The sequence below is a fragment of the Tumebacillus sp. BK434 genome, from assembly GCF_004340785.1.
Lineage (GTDB): Bacteria > Bacillota > Bacilli > Tumebacillales > Tumebacillaceae > Tumebacillus_A.
Genome location: NZ_SLXS01000002.1, coordinates 232,923 through 251,516, shown reverse-complemented (window position 1 = coordinate 251,516; position 18,594 = coordinate 232,923). Strand labels below are relative to the sequence as shown.

The following is an 18,594-nucleotide window of genomic DNA, read 5'->3' as shown; positions in this document are numbered from 1 at the left end:
AACTTATTTTTCTCTTATAACGTAAAATAACTATCAAAACGGAAGAAAACAAATGCGAATCCTCGCGTGAGAATCCCCACCGCTCCCGGAATGCCTCTCGGTCTTTTGATTATAAATTATCAGATTGATACGATAAATCTAAAGGTTCCTATCGTGATAAATATGGATTAAGGGAGGCTCATTTCATGAATAACTCCTCATTGGGAGAACGCATAAAGAAAGCCCGCAAAGAATCGGAGATGACCCAAAACGACCTCGCGCGCGGCATCGTCACCTCCAGCATGATCTGCCAGATCGAAAACGGCAAAGCCTATCCTTCTTATAAAGTGCTGGCTGCACTTGCCGATCGCCTGGCCCGTCCGATCGAATATTTTGTCTCCGATACGGAAACGAACGTCCGCCAACGCTCTTCCTTCACCCTCGCCAAAGCGCTGATGGCTTCCGGCTCCTATGCGAAAGCGTATTCATTGCTGAAGAGCATGCAGGATTTCGGCCAAGGGGAAGCGGAAGAGTTTCATATGACCATGGCAAAATGCTGCCAGGAGCTGGGCAAATACGACGAAGCGATCGAAATGCTCGACCGGCTGCTGGCCGAGTCGCACGGTAATCTTCATCAGGTGTTTACGATCTACCTCCGCCTCGGTGAAGTCGCCGAGCATTCCGGCCAGTACCAGCTCGCCCTCTATCATTGGAAAAAAGCGTACGAGATGCTCGACCGCGTGGAAGCCGATCCGTTCGACCGCGCACAGCTCTTGACCTCGATCGGCAACACCTACCACCGGCTCGGCGTCTCTCAAGAAGCGGTGCTCTATTTGCAGCAAGCGTTCGAGGAGCGCAAGGAAAAAGTGTCGCTGGAAGACCTCGGGCAGATGTTCCTCACCTTGTCGCTCACCTATCACGATTCGAACAATTTCGATCAGGCGTCTTTGTTCTCCGAGCGGGCGCATGCGATTTTCAGAAGTCTCAACCACTTCGACCTCGCCACCGAAGTCAAGCTTTCCCTGGCGGTGCTGATGGCGAAGCAGCACGGCAAGATCGACGAGGCGCTGCAGATCCTCGATGAGTGCACCGAGCGCTACATGAAGCAGGATGACCGCTACAACATCGGCCTGACCCAGCTCGAGACCGCCTTTGTGCTGCAGATGGCCGGCGAGACGGGCACGGCGATCAGTCTGGTCCGCGAATCGCTGGATCTGATCACAGGCGACGACTTGGAACTGGCGCGGGCGCATCGCCTGCTGGCCGACCTGTACCGGGCGGAGCACAGATTGAAAGACGCGATCAACCATCTGTCGCAGTCCTTGCACCTCTATCAAAAGCACGGCCATTCGGTCGGCATGATGGAAGCGATGCATCTGTCGGTGTCCTTGTATCAGGAGTGGGAGCAGTTCCGCAAACACTCTTTTGGCGAGCTGATTACCGCCTAATCAAAAAAAGTTGCCTAAAGCCGAGAATTTTTCTCGGCTTTTTTTAATCCGAGTAAAAAAGTGTGATATACTATCTACATGCAGAAAACTGAATAAAGGGAGTTTTGGGAGACATGGAAAACAACTTGCAAATGAATTTCCAGCCGGTCAGCCGTACAAAACCGTCATTGGCGAAGATCCTACAGCGCGTGTTCTTTATTATCTTAGGCGCTTCGCTAGTGTCGGTCGGTTTGGAAATCTTCTTGGTGCCCAACAAGATCATCGACGGCGGGATCGTCGGTGTCTCCATCATCGCATCTCATCTTTCGGGGTGGAGCATTGGTGTGTTCTTGCTGCTCTTCAACTTGCCGTTTCTGATCCTCGGCTATAAGCAGATCGGGAAGACGTTCGCATTGTCGACGCTGCTTGGCGTTATCGTGATGTCGATCGGCACAACGCTGTTGCATCCGGTGGAAGTGCTGACCGATGACACGCTGTTGGCGTCCGTATTTGGCGGGGTCATCCTCGGGATTGGCGTCGGGATGGTCATCCGCTACGGCGGGTCGCTGGACGGAACGGAGATTGTGGCGATTCTGTTCAACAAGAAGCTGCCGTTCTCGGTCGGCGAGATCGTGATGTTCTTCAACTTCTTCATCCTCGGCAGCGCCGGGTTCGTGTTTGGTTGGGATCATGCGATGTATTCCCTGATCGCGTACTTCATCGCCTTCAAGATGATCGATTTGACGATCGAAGGGTTCCAGGAATCCAAGTCGATCTGGATCATCTCCGAGAAGCACCGCGAGATCGGGGATGTGATTTTAGCCCGACTGGGCCGCGGCGTTACCTACCTGAATGGGGAAGGCGGTTACTCCGGGGATGAGAAAAAGGTCATCTTCTGCGTGGTAACCCGTCTGGAGGAAGCGAAACTGAAGCTGATCGTGGAAGAGATCGACGATCAGGCGTTCCTGGCGATCGGCTCGATCGCAGAAGTGCGCGGCGGACGTTTCAAAAAGCGCGACATCCACTAGGAGGTCCGGCCATGAAAAAGACCTGCCGTGTCTGCAAAGGAAGCGGCAAGATCACCGTGAACATTCCGATGCACATGACTGTCTTCTGTGCCCTCTGCAACGGCACAGGCACGGTCACCCTGCCCGACCACATCGTCAAGAAGCTCAAAGCGAGACGGGAGAAGTTCCAAAAAGGCGAGCAGTAGGCAGAACGCGAAAAGCCATGTATGCAAGCAGCATACATGGCTTTTTCTATATGCCCGACGGGCAAAAACAAAAGGCACACTGCCACACCTAACAAGGTGTGCAGTGTGCCTTCTGCATGACAATTCTTACAGACCAGCACCTTGGCGGAGGATCTCAGCCTTATCGGTGCGCTCCCACGGGAGGTCGATGTCGGTGCGGCCAAAGTGGCCGTACGCTGCCGTTTGACGGTAGATCGGGCGGCGCAGGTCGAGCTCACGGATGATGCCAGCCGGACGCAGGTCGAAGTTCGCTTCCACCAGCTCGACGATCTTCTCGTCAGCTACTTTGCCGGTGCCGAAGGTGTCAACCATGACCGATACCGGGCGGGCAACGCCGATCGCGTACGCGAGCTGCACTTCTGCCTTGTCGGCCAGACCTGCTGCGACGATGTTCTTCGCCACATAGCGGGCTGCATACGCTGCGGAGCGGTCAACTTTCGTCGGATCCTTGCCGGAGAACGCGCCGCCGCCATGGCGAGCGTAACCGCCGTAGGTGTCGACGATGATCTTGCGGCCGGTCAGACCCGCATCGCCTTGCGGGCCGCCGATGACGAAACGGCCGGTCGGGTTGATGAAGTACTTGGTGGAGTCGTTCACGAGATCGGCCGGCAGCACCGGCAGGATCACGTGCTCATGCAGGTCTTTCTTGATCTGCTCCAAAGTCACTTCTTCCGCATGCTGCGTGGAGATGACGATGGTGTCGATACGAACCGGCTTGTCGCCTTCGTACTCGACGGTCACTTGCGTCTTGCCGTCCGGACGCAGGTACGGCAGGGTGCCGTTCTTGCGAACTTCCGACAGGCGGCGCGCCAGCTTGTGCGCCAGCGAGATCGGCAGCGGCATCAGCTCTTCGGTCTCGTTGACCGCAAAGCCGAACATCAGGCCTTGGTCGCCTGCGCCGATCGCTTCGATCTCAGCGTCAGACATTTGGCCTTCACGCGCTTCCAGCGCCTGGTCGACGCCCAATGCGATGTCGGCAGACTGCTCGTCGATGGAGGTCAGCACTGCGCAAGTCTCCGCGTCAAAACCGTACTTCGCACGGGTGTAGCCGATCTCGCGGATCGTCTCGCGGACGATCTTCGGGATGTCCACGTACGTGGAAGTGGTGATCTCGCCTGCTACCAGCACAAGACCGGTGGTGACAGACGTTTCGCATGCCACGCGCGCGTTCGGGTCTTTTGCAAAGATCGCGTCAAGCACGGAGTCGGAGATTTGGTCGCAAATCTTATCCGGATGGCCCTCGGTTACGGACTCCGAGGTAAACAGGTAACGCTTAGCCATAAAACTGTACCTCCCCATTATGTATTGAAATCCCAAGCCACAACTGTCTGGAATCTCCTAGGATGTTCGGTTTCAAAGAATCAAGCACATATTACTGCATTTCATAGTGTGTGTCAATGATTTCTGCTTGATACATCCTAAGAAAAAAGCTCCGGGAACACCGGAGCCCTTAATAAGTTATGAAGTTTTGATTGAAAATATTAACCTAAATTGTTGTTCGCTCCCGGTTCCTGCCCGGACATCATCGCCTGAGAGTACGCGACCATCTTGCGCACCATGTGACCGCCGACCGCGCCTGCGTCGCGGGTCGTGATGTTGCCCCAATAGTCCTCACTGCCTTGGAAAACCGGAAGACCCATCTCCGATGCAATCTCGTATTTCATGTCATCCAGTGCTTTGTGTGCTTGCGGGATCAATTGGCCTTTGTTCTTGCGTCCGCTGCCAAGTGCCATCGGTACATGCACCTCCAAGGAAGATTTGAGCGACTCTAGCGTTTCGCCCGGTAAGTCTATTGTGTGCCCTTCCCGGCGTGCGTACCCTGCACAATGCTTGTCACCGCTTCTAGTTTTTCATCTGAGAGACAATCTCTTGCAACTTCGCCGGATCTGCCTTCCAATAGGAGATGCCGTATACTTCTAAGAACGTCCCCGGCACGGTGTGCGTCTCGAACTGCGCCCCTTCGCCCTGCATCGCCGTCGCCAGCTTGCCCATCTCGGAGATCGACATGTCGGTGCGCAAAGATTGGCTCATCTTGCGCAGCGAGTTCATCCAGTCCACCACGTTGGTCTGTTGTATTTTGCTCAAATACGCTTCCACGAACCGCTGCTGGCGCTCCACCCGCGCGATGTCGCCCATCGCTTCATGACGGAAGCGCACGGCGGTCAGCGCCTCTAAGCCGTTCAGCAGCTGCTTGCCAGGTTGGAGATGCACTCTGCCTTCCGGATCGTACAGCTCCTTGTCCACTTCGAACTCCACGCCGCCGACCGCGTCGATCGCCTGCTGAAAGCCTTGGAAGTCGATCATCACATAGCGGTCGATCTTAAGCCCGGTCAGCTCTTCCACCGTCCGGGTCAGCCGGTCCATCCCGCCGATCGAATAGGCCGCGTTGATCTTCTCCATCCCCGTCGGCAGCTGCACCCGCGTATCGCGCGGGATCGACAGCAAAGCCGCCTGCTTCCCGGCCGGGTCGATCTGCGCCACGATCAGCGTGTCGGTGTTCATCCCCAAGCGCCGCTGCTCTTCGCCCGAGCCCGGATCGCGGTCCATCCCGATCAGGAGCACGTTGACCGGCTCCCCTTCCACCAGCGGTGCGGTCGCTGCGGTGCGCTCGACAACCTTGCGCTCCAGATAAAAGCCGTACCCGGCGAGCCCGGTCAGGCCCATCACGATCACAAACACGAAGAGGATCAGCAAAAAGCGCCCGATGCGCAGCTTCTTTCTCGGCTTTGGCTGCGGCTTGACCTGTTTGCTGTACGATTTGCCTTGGTATGCCATTCTTTCACCCCTTAAATACCCATTGCGCGAGAGATCAAAACAGGCACTGCGAAGAATTCACAGTGCCTCTCGTCTTCTATTGAATGGTGTAGGTGCCGCGCACCATCACATACGGATCGTTCGCCACCGCCTTGATCCCGCGCCCGTCGTTGCGCGGCACGAGGATCAGATGGTTGGACGGAACGGCTGCGCCGTCCGCCAAGTCGGTGCTGTTCGACACGTCAGACAGACCGCCGGAAGAAGAAGCGATCGCCGACACCGTGCCGGAGCGGACGATGATCTCCGTGCCTTCGCCGCCTTTCAGCGTCTGGCCCGTCCGCAGCTGAATGACCTTAAACGTGTCGATGCCCGCGACCGGCGTCGTGCTGCCGCCGCCGGTGTTGCCGCCCGTATTCCCGCCGGTGCCGCCGCCTGCGCCGAGGCTTGCGATCTTCGAATCGACATAGCTCTTCGTCACGATCGGGTCGTCGGCAGAACCCGGCGTCGAACCGCTGTCCGCTTCCCCGATCTGTCCGATCATCACCCCGACTGCAAGCGTCAATACCATGGTGCCTGTAAAGGCGATGCTTCTCTTCATCTCTGTGAGTCCTCCATCCACTACGCGTTCTTTTGCGACTCACTTCGACAAAAAAGCAACCTATTCCTGCCAGACCAGAGTCCTATTTCCGCTCTTTTCCACGGTTTTTGTCGGTTAAGACGGTGATCACGAACCGGGGCAGGACGAGCTGCCGCCGCCAGCGGCTGGGCTGGGACAGCAGGCGGTACAGCCATTCGAGGCGCATGTTCTGCCAGACTTTCGGTGCGCGCTTCACCGTGCCGGCGAAGATGTCGATCACGCCGCCGATGCCGATCATCACCGGCGCGGCGAGCTCCGCCTTGTGCGCGGAGATGAACAGCTCCTGACGCGGCATGCCGAGCCCGACGAGCAACAGCGACGGGCCGAACGCCTTGATCTCGCGGAGGATGAAGTCGGTGTCCTCATCCTTGAAATAGCCGTCATGACCGGCCACGCGCAGGCCGGGGTGCTGTTTCTGAAGATTGGCGACGGCGAGCCGGTTCGAGTACTCGGACGCGCCGAGCAGAAAGACGCCGAGGCCCTCTGCAGCGGCGTGTTCGATCAGCGCGGTCGACAGCTCCGCGCCGGTGACGCGGTCGTGGAGCTTCGTGCCGTAATACTGCGACGCCCAGACAGCGCCGATGCCGTCCGGGGTCACAAGGTCAGCCTCGTGGAGCAGGCGCATCACCGTTTCGTTTTCCTGCGCGATCATGATGATCTCCGGGTTGGCTGTGATGATATGCCGGGGGTCATCCCCGTTTGTCATCGCCGTCTGCAGACGGGCGACGGTCTCTTCAAACGTCAAGGTGGAAAAAGGCACTCCTAAAATGTTTACCATCTATGCATTCCCTCGCCTCAGTTGTTCCAAAACGCCCCGCATGCGCCGACGCTCCCCCTCTCCCACAAAAAAGTACCAGAGCTGGTCCCGTTCGGAGATGGAGTTGACGCCGTCGATCTGCAGCGTTTTGATTTGATCCGGTTGGTTGTAGGCGTAGGACATCACCAGACGCACCCACTCGCGGGGCGGAACGTCTGTCTTCACATGTTCGCCGACGATGTCGGCCAGCTTAAACATGCGACCCCAGTTGTCCGGTTTGCCTCCTTGTTGAATCATAGCACGAATCACCTGCTGCTGTCTGCGCATGCGTCCCGTATCGGCCTCAGCATCGTTGCGGAAGCGGGCGTAGTCGAGCGCCAGTTTGCCGGTGGCGAGCTTTTGGCCCTGTTCGATGTGGATGGAGGTGCCGTCGGACGGGTCGTCATAGTGCATCGTCTTTTCCGCTTTCAGGTCGAGCCCGCCGATCAAGTCGACCAGTTTGCGGAAGCCGACAAAGTCGACCAGCACGGTGTGATCGACCGGCACGCCGAGAAAATCCTGCACCGTGCGCTTGAGCAAGGGCAGCCCGCCATAGCTCATCGCGTGGTTGATCTTCGTATACCCGTGCCCGGCCACGCTGACATACGTGTCCCGCGGGATCGACATCAGATGCACTCGTCCCCCCGCTTCCGGCACTGTCGCCAGCATGATCGTATCGGCCCGCGCCTGCTCCCCCTTTTTCCGCGAATCGACACCTAAGAGCAGGAACGTCTCCACTTTCTTCGTTTTCTTCTCCACAATTGCCGACCGGCCGGCAGCCTTTGGAAAGAGCGTGCGTTCGCCGGATGGACTCCCCAATCCAGACGCACGGTTCACGAATCCCGGTTCTGGATTTGAACGTCTGCCGTTCCGATCATCCGTCAGATGGCCGGCGGAATCACCGTTTCGTTGACCGGACAGACTGCCAGTTTGACCCTCAGTCTGCCCGCCTGTCAGGTTGCCGGCGGTGCCATCGTCTATGGAACCAGCGCGTGGGCCGCTCTGGAGGTAGTGCAAGTATCGGGTGGAAGTATCACTTAACTTCGATTGCGGGCTTGCGTTTGGACCCGCGATCTCGGTGGGGGGAGGCTCGTATATTTGCGTTGCCACGCGGTAAAACTGGTAGAGTCCGCCTGCTGAGAAGGCAACTGCGATACAGAGAACGACCCAACTGGCCACCCAGAAACGTTTCCGGTTCGGACTCCTTTTGCTCATCTCTGTCACTGCCCCTTTTTTCTGGTCTCCTCAATTAATATGGAGCGGGAGACCGCCTTTTACCCGCTGCAGGTTTTGCCAGCGGGGGAGGGGCGCCGGACGCTAGGTTTTGCTTTCCAACGGGGTAGCAAGCTGTTATACTAGTTCTGTATTTTCAGGCGCAGAATGGCAGAATTTGCCCGCGCCCGACAAGTAAGGAAGTGACATGCTATGCCTCGCATTCTGGTATCCGGCTATTACGGATTTGACAATTTAGGGGACGACACCGTCTTGTACGGGATCATGTCCAGCATCCGCAAACGGCAGCCTGACGCGGAGATCATCGTGCTTTCCAACCAGCCCGACCGAACCGAAGCGCTTTTTGGCATCAAAGCGGTGAATCGCTGGAACTTCGGCGTGATCATCCGGGAGCTGATGAAATGCGACATGCTCGTCATGGGCGGAGGAAGCTTGCTGCAGGACGTCACGGGCGGCCGCAGCATTCTCTATTATTTAGGTATCTGCAAACTGGCTCAGTTCATCGGCAAGCCGATCGTGTTCTATGGACAAGGCATCGGGCCGATCACCAAGCCGTTCTCTGAAAACTTGATTCGCCGCGTGGTCAACAACGTCAACCTGATCACCGTCCGCGATGAGAAATCCCGCCAGGACCTGCTCCAATACGGCGTGACCAAACCGGAGATCTACGTGACGGCCGACCCGGCGTTTGCGATCGACCCGGAACTTTTTTCAAAAGACGCCGGAGCGAAGATGTTAAAGGAATTCGGAGTGAAGACGAGCTATTTAGGCGGCATCAAGAAGGTCGCCGGGATCGCCATCCGCAACTGGCCGTCGAACAATACGTATTATAAAGTGCTGGCCGAAAATGCGGACGCGCTCGTTCGCGACGGTTGGCAGGTCGTGTTCATCCCGATGCAGTATCCGGGCGACGTCGGCGCTTCGCAGCGCGTGCTGTCTTATATGAAAGAACGCGCCGTGCTGCTCAATCGCCAGTTTTCGTTCCGCGACATCGCCAACATCATCGCCAACACCGACCTGATCATCGGGATGCGCCTGCACTCGCTGATCCTCGCCGCGCACTGTGGCGTGCCGTTTGTGTCGCTTTCCTACGATCCGAAGATCGACCGCTTCGTGCAGCGCGTCGGCTACGACTATGAGATCGACTCGGTCGCCAGCGTCACCTACGACTCACTGCGCGCCCGCATCCTCGACTGCATCGAGAACATGGAGCATTACGAAGTGATGATGCAGCCGCACGTCGAAGCCCTGCGCCAGGAAGCGGAAACGAGCGGCGAACTCGCCGTCGGCCTGCTGGGCAAACGTAAGAGCCATCCGCAACGCGTCTAGTCCTTGCTTCATTCCCGTTGAAATTTACAGTTGTTAATTACGCTGGAATCTTCTAAAATAAGGGTATGGCAAATTAATAGAAAGGACGATTTAGACGCATGCAAATTCACCTAGAGGAAATTGAGCGTTGTCGGCAGCAATTGGAAGACGTTGTGTCGAAACACCAAGGGAATCTACTCCATCCGATCGTCCTCCAAGCCAGCCAGCAGCTCGACTCGTACATTGTGAAGTACCAACACTTCAAACATAATAGAAGAAAAAGCCAAGGACAGCATACGTTCAGTCACCAATAACGACCTCCGCCTGCAGCTCGGAGGTTTTTTCTTTATCGGGAGGATGTGGGACGAGATGAAAAAGGTGTTGCTGATTGCCGCCGCCATCATTTTCTTAAATTTCTTTTTGATCGCCGGAGAGGACGCACGCACGACCAGCACCACGGCCCAAGTGATCGTGACCGCGAAGACGCCGGGCGGCCCGAAGGAGCCTTACCGGGTTACGGTGCAAAATCAAACGGGGCAGCAGACAGAACTCACCGTCGAGCGCAATGTCTGGAACCTGGTCGATCCGGCCGGCGTGTACCAAGTCAACTACACGCAGGAAGGCGACCAGCCGGCCGTGCTGACAGCGATCGCACGGGCGGTCATGGCACAGACGTCGCCGTTATAAGCGCAGCAAAAAGAGAGGGAGCGGCTCCCTCTCTTTTTCTGTGCCGTTCTTTATTTCAATGTTGCCATCTGCGAAGCGTTCTCCCAGCCGACGGTGAGGCCGAAGAAATCACCGAGGGCGCGGAGCGGTACCATGGTGCGGTCGCCGATCGTTTGCGCCGGGACGTCGAGCTTGATCTGCTTGCCGTCGACGATCGCGATGTTGTTGCCGAGCTTCAGCGTGACGTTCTTGCCGCTCTTGTTGATCAAAGTGACCGTTTTCGTCTTCTCGTCCCAGAGCACTTGCGCGTCGAGCGATTCACCGATCGCGCGCACCGGCACGAGGGTGCGGCCGTTTTGGACGACCGGTTTGACGTCAAAAGACGGCTTGGCACCTTTGACATAGACTTTTACGCCTTTGTCGCCTTTTTTGGCGAGCTTTTTGGCGAGCTCGGTGTAGACTTCCTGGTGGTTGTAGTCGAGCAGCAGGGCGCGCTCCAAGGTGGAGACGGCAGCAGCCGTGTCTTGGAGCCGGTCTTGCGTCTCCGCGAGGATGATCAAGTCGTCCGGTGCTGCTTCCCCGACCTCTTCCTTCGCCTGCAGCGCTTCCAGGATCGCCAGCAAGGCATCGCGGTCCGACTGTGAGCCGTTTTCCGACTTGGCCCACAGCGTCAGTTCGGCCAGCTTTTGCTGCAGGTTACCGACTTTTTTGCCCGCTTCGAGGTGCTTCAAAATGTTCTTGATCTTGTTCGACCAGCCTTTTTTCTTGCCTTCGATGCTGCCGCAGGCAGAGGTCGCATCGTCATCCTTGGTGCCGCCGTTCTTCACGCTGCCTTTGGAATCTTTGCCGGATTGGCCTTTGCCGTTTTTGTCAGCGTTTCCTTTGCCCGGTGCGGAGCCGCTTTTACCGGGGGAGCTTTTACTCGCTTGCGGCACGGTGGTGCCGTCGTCAGTAGCGCCATCATCCGTGCTGCCATCGTCTTCACCTGTATCGGTATCATCCTCAGTATCGTCTTCATCCTGATCGTCGTCATCTTGCGGATCGCACGCCGTCGGCGGCGGGGTGGTCGTCTCGTCTTCCGCAGGAGCGGTCGGCGGGGTGGTGGTGCCGTCAGTGGCCAGCGCAGCCGCCGGAGCGGTGGTCAGCGCAACAGCCATCAACAGCGCTAGAAAAGCAGACTTTTTCATGTGATACTTCCTCCTTTTATCGTGTCGAAACATTCGGCAGCCCGGCCGCCATCGCATTCCTGCAGTAGGCCCGTGGCTTTGCGCCCTTGCCTTTCGGTCAAGTTTGCCAGTAGGGGAATATAGTGCTACTAATGCAATTAGTATAAACAGAAAAGGACCTCCTTGACAGAGGTCCTAAGCACTATTTAATGAATCGCTTTTATATTTACGATCTCCACCCCGAGCACGCGGTTCGTCTCCGGGAACTGGTCGTTGCCGTTCGAATCGGTCTTCCAGACGTTCAGGAACGCATACTCGCCAAACGAATCCATCAGCGCCGCACCGGCATACTCGATGCGCTTGCCTCCTTCGGTGACCGGCACATCGGGCTCCATCGCAAGGAACACCATGTTGGTCGTCGGGTCGCTCTCCCCGATCGCATCCCGGACGGTCGCGCCTTCCAGCCGGCCGTCTTTGTAGATGCGCAGCGTGTGCTGCCCTGGCGTCAGGTTGAACAGCTTCCACTGGGAGCTGTTCTGCCCGAGCACGGAGAAGGTGCCTTGAAACTGACTGGTCACGTTCAGCGTCACTTCCACGCCTTTGCTCTGCTCCTGCAGCTCCTGTGCCAGCTTGCTGCGGAAGGCGTCGCCAAACTCGGTCATCGACAGCCCAAACTCGCCGCGGAAGTTCGCATCGGCCGTCCCCGTCCCCGCAAAGCGCTTCAGGTACGCCTGCACCTTGTCTTGGCCATACTGCGCCTTTAGCTCCTGCATCGCCAAGTAGTCCTGCAGTTCGAGGTTGTAATTCGCCTCGCCCAGCGCGACCAGCTTCGAGTAGCTGCCGTTGATCAGCGGCCGGTACGCCCCGTTGTTCAGCGCGCCGAGCACTTCGTCGCGAGCCAGCAGGTCCTGACGGCCGCGCAGCACTTGCGGGCCGTTTTCAAAGGCGATGTCGAGCGACGCCTGCCACGCGAACCCTTCGTTCACCCAGCTCGGCAGATCGACTTCGTTCTGGTTGAACAGCACATGAGACAGCTCATGAGCGATCGTGCGCACGCGCCCGTAGTCGGACTCCTGCTTGTGCAGCGGCAGCACGATCGTGTCGCCGTACGCCACGCCGTTCGCCCAGCTCGCCATCTGCGCCGCTTCGGTCGACGAAGCGCCCGTCTCGCGGATCAAGGCGTCCTTGTAGCCCGCATCGCTGTTCGACAGGTAGACCCAGACCGGGCCGTTGAACGAGTACCCGGCCATCTGCTGCACCTTCTGCACGATCCCCTTCTGGAGGATCTCCTGCTGCACGCTGTAGACCTGGCCTTCGACCAGCTTCGCGTCGCTGCCGATCACGCGCACACGCGGCGAGTTGAACGACGTGATGTCCACCACGCCCGCCGGGTCCCACTTGACCAGATTGCCAAACGACTCGTTGATAAAGCGCACCGGCACCATCGTCCGGCCGTTGATCAGCTTGGCCGGCACGTCGAGCGTCACCGTCTTGCCCCCGACCGTCGCCGTCTTCTTGCCGATCGGCAGGCGCATCGTCACGCCGTCGCGCTTGCCGACCACCGTCGACGTCTTCGCTTCCCACGTCACTTCCGCGCCGATGCTTTCAAAGATCATCCGCAGCGGCACCAGCACCCGTCCGTGGTCATTCACCGCTTGTACATCGAACGGCAATTTCACGCCGTCCACATAGACATCCGGCTGCGAGCTCGTGCCCGCATACGCCGGCGAATATATTCCAACTGTCAGCACGGCCAGGCCAAGCACAGCCCCGGCTAACAATTTATTCCAAAGTTTGCGCATCAAAGTCACGACTCCTCTCTCCACTCTATCATCCTACCTTCTCATTTACGAGAAAGGCAATTCATAAAGAATGGAAAAAAGAGCCTCTGCGCGAGACTCCTTCCGCTAGCCCATATATCCTTTGCGTTTCACAAAGAAGATGACGATTCCGATCAGCACCCCGAGCCACAGCGTCACGAGGCGGATCAGCAGCGTGATCGACACGGCGGTGCCTTTGGCGAGACCAAAGTACATGAACATCCCGGTCATGCTGCCTTCCGCGATGCCAAGCCCGCCGGGCAGCATCGACAGAGCGCCCGCCACCGTGCCCAGCGAGAAGATGAACACGACGTGGGTCAGCGTCAAGCCGAGGTCGAGGTTGACGATCAGCACATAGAGCGAGATGCACTCCATGAACCACGCGATCACCGACAGCAAGGTCGCGAACAAGAGCGGCTTCCAGCGCAGCAGCTCAAACGTGCTCTCGTACAACGTCAACATACTGCCCTTGTGCTTCGTCAAAACGGGAATCCGCGCCAGCCACTCGATCACCCGCAGCGAGATCGGCTTTGACTGCAAGACCAGCGTGATCACCAGCAGTCCGCCCAGCACGATGAAAAAGGCCAGCTTGCCAAACGCGAACAGGGAGATCCCGACCCCGACCAGGCAGAGCATCGCAAACAGGTCGGTCAGCCGGTCGGTGAAGACGGCGGGGGCGGAGCGCGCCATCTCCACCCCGGCCGTATTTTTCAACAGATACGACTTGAGCAGCTCGCCGAGCTTGCCCGGCGTGATCGACATCGACAGGCCGATGAAATGAATGTTCAGCGAGTCTTTCCACGGCACCTTGATCTGCAGCACCTTCAAGAAGAACTGCCATTTGAAAAAACGGACAAAATACGAGGCCAGCGTGGTCACCACCGCCAGCACGTACGTGTACCACGAGATCGAGAAGATAACATCCTTCACGTCGCGCACATCGCCCCAGAGGAAAAACAGCACCGAGACGACCACCCCGACCATGATGCCGGTGATGATCCGCGACGTGAGCTTCTGCCCTTTCCCCGCCATCAGCTCCTGCGATTTTGCTTTCATCCCGCCGCCGCCCCGCTTACAGGCTCAGGCGCTTGAAGATGCGCTCCGGAACCGATTTGATGATCAGCATGATGTAGCGCCAGAAAAACGGCGTGTAGGCGACGTCCTTTTTTTTCAGGATCATCTTGTAGATCGCTTTCGCCACCGCTTCCGGCTGCGCGACCAAAAACATGCCCGGCTGCCCGAACGTCATCTTGGTGTCGACAAAGCCCGGCTTGACGGTCAGCACGCTCACGTTCGATTTGCTCAAGCGGTTGCGCAGGCCTTGCAGGTACAGGGACAGGCCTCCTTTGGCCGAGCCGTACATGAAGTTGCTCTGACGCCCGCGGTCGCCCGCCACCGAAGACAGCACGCAGAGGAAGCCGTCCTTTCTCGTTTCAAAATAGTTGGCGGCGATGTTCAGCACCGACACGGCGGAGAGGTAGTTGGTCTCGATCACGCGCCGCGCTTCGGCAAACTCGTTCTCCGCCCGCTTCTGGTCGCCGAGGTAACCGTAGGCCAGCACGAGACCGTCCAGCTCGCCCGCCGCTTCCAGGCAGGTGGTGAAGAAATCGGCGTGGCCGTCATAATCGAGCGCATCGAACTTGTGCACCGTCACTTCCACCCCGTGGCGGATGTTGATGTCCTGCGCGATCAGCTGCAGCTCCTCCAGATCGCGCCCGGCGAGCAGCAGGTTGTGCTCTTGTTCCGCAAAATAATAAGCGAGCGCCTTGGCGATGCCCGAAGTGGCGCCCAGGATCAGTACGTTTTTCATCGCGATTCCTCCACAATCCCGAGTCTCCGCGCCTGTGAGGAGGAGAACACGTTGTTCGGGTCGACGCTCGCTTTGATCTGCTGAAACTTGCCGAGCGTCGGGTACATCTGCGCAAACGTCGCCGGGTCGGCTTCCGAATCTTTGGCAAGGTAGATGCGGCCGCCGTGCGCCATCACCATCTCGTCGAGCTCGCGCAGGAACGGGAACAAGCCGTCGTCATGGACCGGGATGTCGAGCGCCAGCGTGTAGCCTTTGAACGGGAAGGACAGGAGTCCTTTGCTCTGCTCGCCGGAGCTTTTCAGCACGGCGAGGAACGACGAGCGGCCCGATTCGCTCAAGCGCTTCAGCATCTCCGTCAAGCCTTGGCGGCTCGTCTCCGGCGGAAACACCGCCTGGTACTGCACGAACCCTTTTTTGCCGTACGCGCGGTTCCAGTTGTGAATGCTGTCCAGCGGGTAGAAGAACGTGTCATAGTCGACGATCTTGCCGACCGCGTTCTTGTTCAGGACGTTGTAATAGCCGAAGTTGAACGCGCGGATCGACAGCTGGTTCAGCACGAACGACGGGAAGTTGAACGGCACGTTCAGCTTGGGCTTCTTCTTGATCCGCAACGGGTCGGCCTGCTTGACTTTCGACGCCGGCGCATGGTTGCCGAGCATCAGCACGGAGCGGCCGAGGCGGTCGCCTTTGGACAGGCAGTCGATCCACGCCACCGAGTATTGGTACTGGTCGTTCGTCTTGGCGAACAGCTCAAACGCATGGTCGAGGTTGCGGGCCTTGATGTAATCGACTTCGATGTACGCCGACTCCACCGGGATCAGCTTGAAGCGTGCCGACAGGATCACCCCGGTCAGGCCGACGCCGCCGATCGTCGCGTAGAACAGGTCGGCATTCTCCTCCCGCGAGCAGTGGACGATCCGGCCGGACGCGAGCAAAAGCTTCAGGTCGAGCACATGCTCGGAGAACGTGCCGTCGACGTGGTGATTCTTGCCGTGCACGTCATTGGCGATCGCGCCGCCGACGGTGATGAACTTCGTGCCCGGTGTGACCGGCAGGAACCAGCCGCGGGGCAGGAAATGCTCGATGATCTCTTCGAACGACACCCCGGCCTCGCACTCCAAAATGCCCTGCTCCTCGTCAAAATGCAAAAAGCGGGCAAACTGCGTGTGCAGCAAAACGCCCGATCCTGCATTGAGCGCGGTGTCGCCGTAGGAACGGCCCAGCCCGCGGGAAATATAATTGTGTTCTCCTCCCGCCGCCAGCAGTTCGGTGATGTCCCGCACCCGGTCCGGACGATAGACGTGGCAGACTTCCGCCGGATGGTTGCCCCAGCCGGCGATCAGGCTTTCCTTCTGTTTCAGCATCGATTGTGTCCCCCAAGGATTACTCAAAATACTTCAAGATCACGACCACGGCGAGCCCGTACAGCAGCACGGTGACCAGGATGTGCTTGTCCTGAAACAGGTCGCGCTCCGGCTTCCCGCCCTTTTCCTCCATGAAGATCAGGTACAAGTAGCGGAAGATCCCGTAGATGACCAGCGGAATCGTCCACATCAGATGGATCGTGCGCCCCGAAGTAAACGTGAACAGGGCATAGCTCATGATCGTCGCCGTGATCACGATCGAGTTGAGCTGGTTGAGCAGCTCCGGCGAATAGCTCTCCAGCACTTTGCGGTGCGAGCCTTTGTTGTTCTGCAACAGCAGCAGCTCATGGCGGCGCTTCGAGATCGCCAGGAACAAGGCGAGCAGCATCGTGCAGAGCAGGAACCACGGGGTGAACGGCACCTCGATCACCAGCGCCCCGCCGATGGCGCGAAACACGAAGCCGGACGCGATGATCATCACGTCGATGATCACAACGTGTTTCAGCCTGAATGAATAGGCAACGTTGATCACAAAATAGACGAACAGCAGGATGCCAAACAGCGGCTCCAGATACAGCCCCCAGGCGATCGACACCGCCAAGAGCACCAAGCCGAACGTCAGCGCCAGATACGGATTGAGCGCACCTGACGCCATCGGACGGAAACGCTTCTCCGGGTGCTGCCGGTCCGCTTCGCGGTCGACAAAATCATTTAAGATATACACACACCCCGACACAAAGCAGAACAGGAAGAACCCGACCACCGAGCGGAGCAGCAGATCGACATTGGCAATCTGAAAGGAAAAGATCAAAGCTGCAAAGACCAGCAGATTCTTCGTCCACTGTTTCGGACGCAACTGCTGGAACAACAGCAGCACGACGTTCGCGTCGGCGCGAACCGCTTGTTGTTTCAATTCTGACACCTCCAAGATGACACACCCCGCCAGATGCTATGCAGCGCCAGCACGGCACAGACGGCCAGCAAGAACAGCACCGGGAAGTTATAGCGGGCCTGACCTTCGAACACAAAATAGACGAGGATGAAAAAGCTCACGTTCACCGTCGGCAGGATCATCCCGACCGGCAGTTTCTCCTCGCGCCGGAACAGGGAACGCAGGACCGGAAACGCCGCCAGCAGCACAAAAGCAAACGCCAGCCCGTTCATGCTGTTCAAGATCGCATCCGACACAGCCCGGAACGCTTTCAGATCGCGCTCCAGCTCGACCGTCCACTGCGGGACGCCCGGATACAGCCCGTTCATCGCCCAGCTGCCGATGTCCCACGCCCCGTTGAAGAACGTGGTCTGTACGCGCAGCATACCAAGTTTCGCAAAGTCCAGCGGATGCGACAAGATCCAGCGCTTGCCTTCCGCCTTCAGCAGCGGGTCGAGCTCATAGGCCAATTTTTCGCTGCGCTGGCCGTGCTCGAGAATCTCGTCGATCTGCGCGCGCAGCTCCGGCGACGCCGCCGCGTCTTTCAGCGGCATCCAGCCCCCATTCACATTATTGGCATTGTTATTCAGGTATAATACATAGCCCGAATTGTACGACACCGGGATGAACGAGTCATATTTCTGGTAGTTGCGATACGTCCAAGGCGCCACCGTCACCATCATCAGGAGCGCGGTGGTCAGGACGAAGGCCAAAGTGGATTTGAGATTTTTTTCACGAAGATAGTGTACGGCAGCCGCCACCACCGGATAGACGAGGAACACCGGCTTGGTCAGCGCGGCCAGCCCGATGAAAATGCCGAGCAGCGGCCAGCGCACCCATTTGTTGAACGATGCCAGCTGCAAATAGACGACAGCCGCAAACAGAAACGCCAGGAACACTTCCGCCCCGATCACGCTGACATACGCGATATAGTTCGGCAAAAAAGCGATCAGTGCGTAGGCTGCGATCGAAAGTTTCCAGCTGTTCGTCAACTTTCGAAAGATCGGATAGGTCAGCAGCAGTGTGGCGGTCGACAAGAGCAGGTTGAACGCCTTGCCCCAAAGGACGGACGTCTCCCCGGTCAGCTTGTAAAACAGGCCCAGCGCGGTCGGATAGCCCATGCCTTGGAAGGCGATCGGTTCGCCGAGGAAGGTATGCCCGTACCCGGTGGCGATGTTGACCGCAATCTCATGATACGTTTGAAAATCATAGACCGGCGCGTTCGGCACTTTCAACATCCACAGCATGCGCAGCAGAACGGCTGCGATCGTAATCAGCAAAAAGAGTACCCATTCGGTCGTGCTCCGCGTAAAGAGCGGTTTTCTTAGCTTGATCATAGGCATATGTACGTTGTCCTTTTCTTCCTATTCTACCAAATTTCCGATTTCCCGCAAAAAAAATCGCCGAGATACACCCGGCGATGGTAACATTCAGCGATTATTCAAAAATAA

Annotated in this window: 19 protein-coding genes and 1 riboswitch; of the genes, 6 read left to right on the top strand and 13 right to left on the bottom strand. The window is 57.8% G+C overall.

Annotated elements, in window-relative coordinates; translation table 11 throughout:
* Positions 1-185: 185 nt before the first annotated feature.
* The 3 genes from EV586_RS05650 to EV586_RS21035 all read left to right on the top strand — a co-directional run bounded on the left by EV586_RS05650 (position 186) and on the right by EV586_RS21035 (position 2,619).
* Positions 186-1,427 carry a helix-turn-helix domain-containing protein gene (locus tag EV586_RS05650; RefSeq protein WP_132944103.1) on the top strand — a complete coding sequence of 414 codons (1,242 nt, stop codon included), beginning with the start codon at positions 186-188 and terminating at the stop codon, positions 1,425-1,427.
* Positions 1,428-1,558: 131 nt separating this feature from the next.
* The gene (locus EV586_RS05645; protein ID WP_481937756.1) at positions 1,559-2,434 is read left to right on the top strand and encodes a YitT family protein; all 876 of its coding nucleotides are present in this window, start codon (positions 1,559-1,561) and stop codon (positions 2,432-2,434) included.
* Positions 2,435-2,445: 11 nt separating this feature from the next.
* Positions 2,446-2,619, top strand: a complete 174-nt coding sequence (locus EV586_RS21035) for a hypothetical protein (protein ID WP_165898336.1) — start codon at positions 2,446-2,448, stop codon at positions 2,617-2,619.
* 126 nt (positions 2,620-2,745) lie between these two features.
* Here EV586_RS21035 and metK read toward each other — a convergent pair whose 3' ends face one another.
* From metK to EV586_RS05615, 6 genes are all read right to left on the bottom strand, one after another.
* Positions 2,746-3,939 carry a methionine adenosyltransferase gene (gene metK / locus EV586_RS05640; protein WP_132944101.1) on the bottom strand — a complete coding sequence of 398 codons (1,194 nt, stop codon included), beginning with the start codon at positions 3,937-3,939 and terminating at the stop codon, positions 2,746-2,748.
* 200 nt (positions 3,940-4,139) lie between these two features.
* Positions 4,140-4,391: an alpha/beta-type small acid-soluble spore protein gene (locus EV586_RS05635; RefSeq protein ID WP_132944100.1), complete on the bottom strand. Its 252-nt coding sequence runs from the start codon at positions 4,389-4,391 to the stop codon at positions 4,140-4,142.
* Between the two features lie 109 nt (positions 4,392-4,500).
* Entirely contained in the window at positions 4,501-5,433 is a 933-nt protein-coding gene (locus EV586_RS05630; protein WP_132944099.1) for an LCP family protein, read from the bottom strand.
* Positions 5,434-5,509: 76 nt separating this feature from the next.
* Positions 5,510-6,010 carry a hypothetical protein gene (locus tag EV586_RS05625; RefSeq protein ID WP_132944098.1) on the bottom strand — a complete coding sequence of 167 codons (501 nt, stop codon included), beginning with the start codon at positions 6,008-6,010 and terminating at the stop codon, positions 5,510-5,512.
* Between the two features lie 82 nt (positions 6,011-6,092).
* Positions 6,093-6,827 carry a WecB/TagA/CpsF family glycosyltransferase gene (locus tag EV586_RS05620; RefSeq protein ID WP_132944097.1) on the bottom strand — a complete coding sequence of 245 codons (735 nt, stop codon included), beginning with the start codon at positions 6,825-6,827 and terminating at the stop codon, positions 6,093-6,095.
* Positions 6,828-7,682: an LCP family protein gene (locus tag EV586_RS05615; RefSeq protein ID WP_165898335.1), complete on the bottom strand. Its 855-nt coding sequence runs from the start codon at positions 7,680-7,682 to the stop codon at positions 6,828-6,830. It abuts the gene before it with no gap.
* 588 nt (positions 7,683-8,270) lie between these two features.
* On the opposite strand from EV586_RS05615, the gene csaB reads away from it, so the two are divergent.
* From csaB to EV586_RS05600, 3 genes are all read left to right on the top strand, one after another.
* Positions 8,271-9,407, top strand: coding sequence for a polysaccharide pyruvyl transferase CsaB (gene csaB / locus EV586_RS05610; RefSeq protein ID WP_132944095.1), 1,137 nt, complete (start codon positions 8,271-8,273; stop codon positions 9,405-9,407).
* A 98-nt stretch (positions 9,408-9,505) separates the two neighbouring features.
* On the top strand, positions 9,506-9,700 hold the full coding sequence (locus EV586_RS05605; protein WP_132944094.1) for an aspartyl-phosphate phosphatase Spo0E family protein: 195 nt from the start codon (positions 9,506-9,508) through the stop codon (positions 9,698-9,700).
* Between the two features lie 55 nt (positions 9,701-9,755).
* The gene (locus EV586_RS05600) at positions 9,756-10,073 is read left to right on the top strand and encodes a hypothetical protein (RefSeq protein WP_132944093.1); all 318 of its coding nucleotides are present in this window, start codon (positions 9,756-9,758) and stop codon (positions 10,071-10,073) included.
* A 50-nt stretch (positions 10,074-10,123) separates the two neighbouring features.
* On the opposite strand, the gene EV586_RS05595 is transcribed toward EV586_RS05600, so the two are convergent.
* The 7 genes from EV586_RS05595 to EV586_RS05565 all read right to left on the bottom strand — a co-directional run bounded on the left by EV586_RS05595 (position 10,124) and on the right by EV586_RS05565 (position 18,486).
* Complete coding sequence (locus tag EV586_RS05595) at positions 10,124-11,239, bottom strand: copper amine oxidase N-terminal domain-containing protein (protein ID WP_165898333.1); 1,116 nt, start codon at positions 11,237-11,239, stop codon at positions 10,124-10,126.
* 32 nt (positions 11,240-11,271) lie between these two features.
* Positions 11,272-11,357, bottom strand: a riboswitch (cyclic di-GMP riboswitch).
* A gap of 67 nt (positions 11,358-11,424) precedes the next feature.
* Positions 11,425-13,020: a stalk domain-containing protein gene (locus EV586_RS05590; protein ID WP_132944091.1), complete on the bottom strand. Its 1,596-nt coding sequence runs from the start codon at positions 13,018-13,020 to the stop codon at positions 11,425-11,427.
* 105 nt (positions 13,021-13,125) lie between these two features.
* Positions 13,126-14,094, bottom strand: a complete 969-nt coding sequence (locus tag EV586_RS05585) for a lysylphosphatidylglycerol synthase transmembrane domain-containing protein (RefSeq protein ID WP_132944090.1) — start codon at positions 14,092-14,094, stop codon at positions 13,126-13,128.
* Between the two features lie 16 nt (positions 14,095-14,110).
* Positions 14,111-14,848, bottom strand: coding sequence for an SDR family oxidoreductase (locus EV586_RS05580; protein ID WP_132944089.1), 738 nt, complete (start codon positions 14,846-14,848; stop codon positions 14,111-14,113).
* Positions 14,845-16,212 (bottom strand): FAD-binding oxidoreductase, encoded by a 1,368-nt coding sequence (locus EV586_RS05575; protein ID WP_132944088.1) that lies wholly within the window; start codon positions 16,210-16,212, stop codon positions 14,845-14,847. Before EV586_RS05575 ends, EV586_RS05580 begins: the two co-directional genes overlap by 4 nt.
* 19 nt (positions 16,213-16,231) lie before the next feature.
* Positions 16,232-17,125, bottom strand: a complete 894-nt coding sequence (locus EV586_RS05570) for a decaprenyl-phosphate phosphoribosyltransferase (RefSeq protein WP_243652940.1) — start codon at positions 17,123-17,125, stop codon at positions 16,232-16,234.
* Complete coding sequence (locus EV586_RS05565) at positions 17,122-18,486, bottom strand: glycosyltransferase family 39 protein (protein WP_132944086.1); 1,365 nt, start codon at positions 18,484-18,486, stop codon at positions 17,122-17,124. The genes EV586_RS05570 and EV586_RS05565 overlap by 4 nt, the downstream gene beginning before the upstream one ends.
* Between the last annotated feature and the right edge of the window lie 108 nt (positions 18,487-18,594).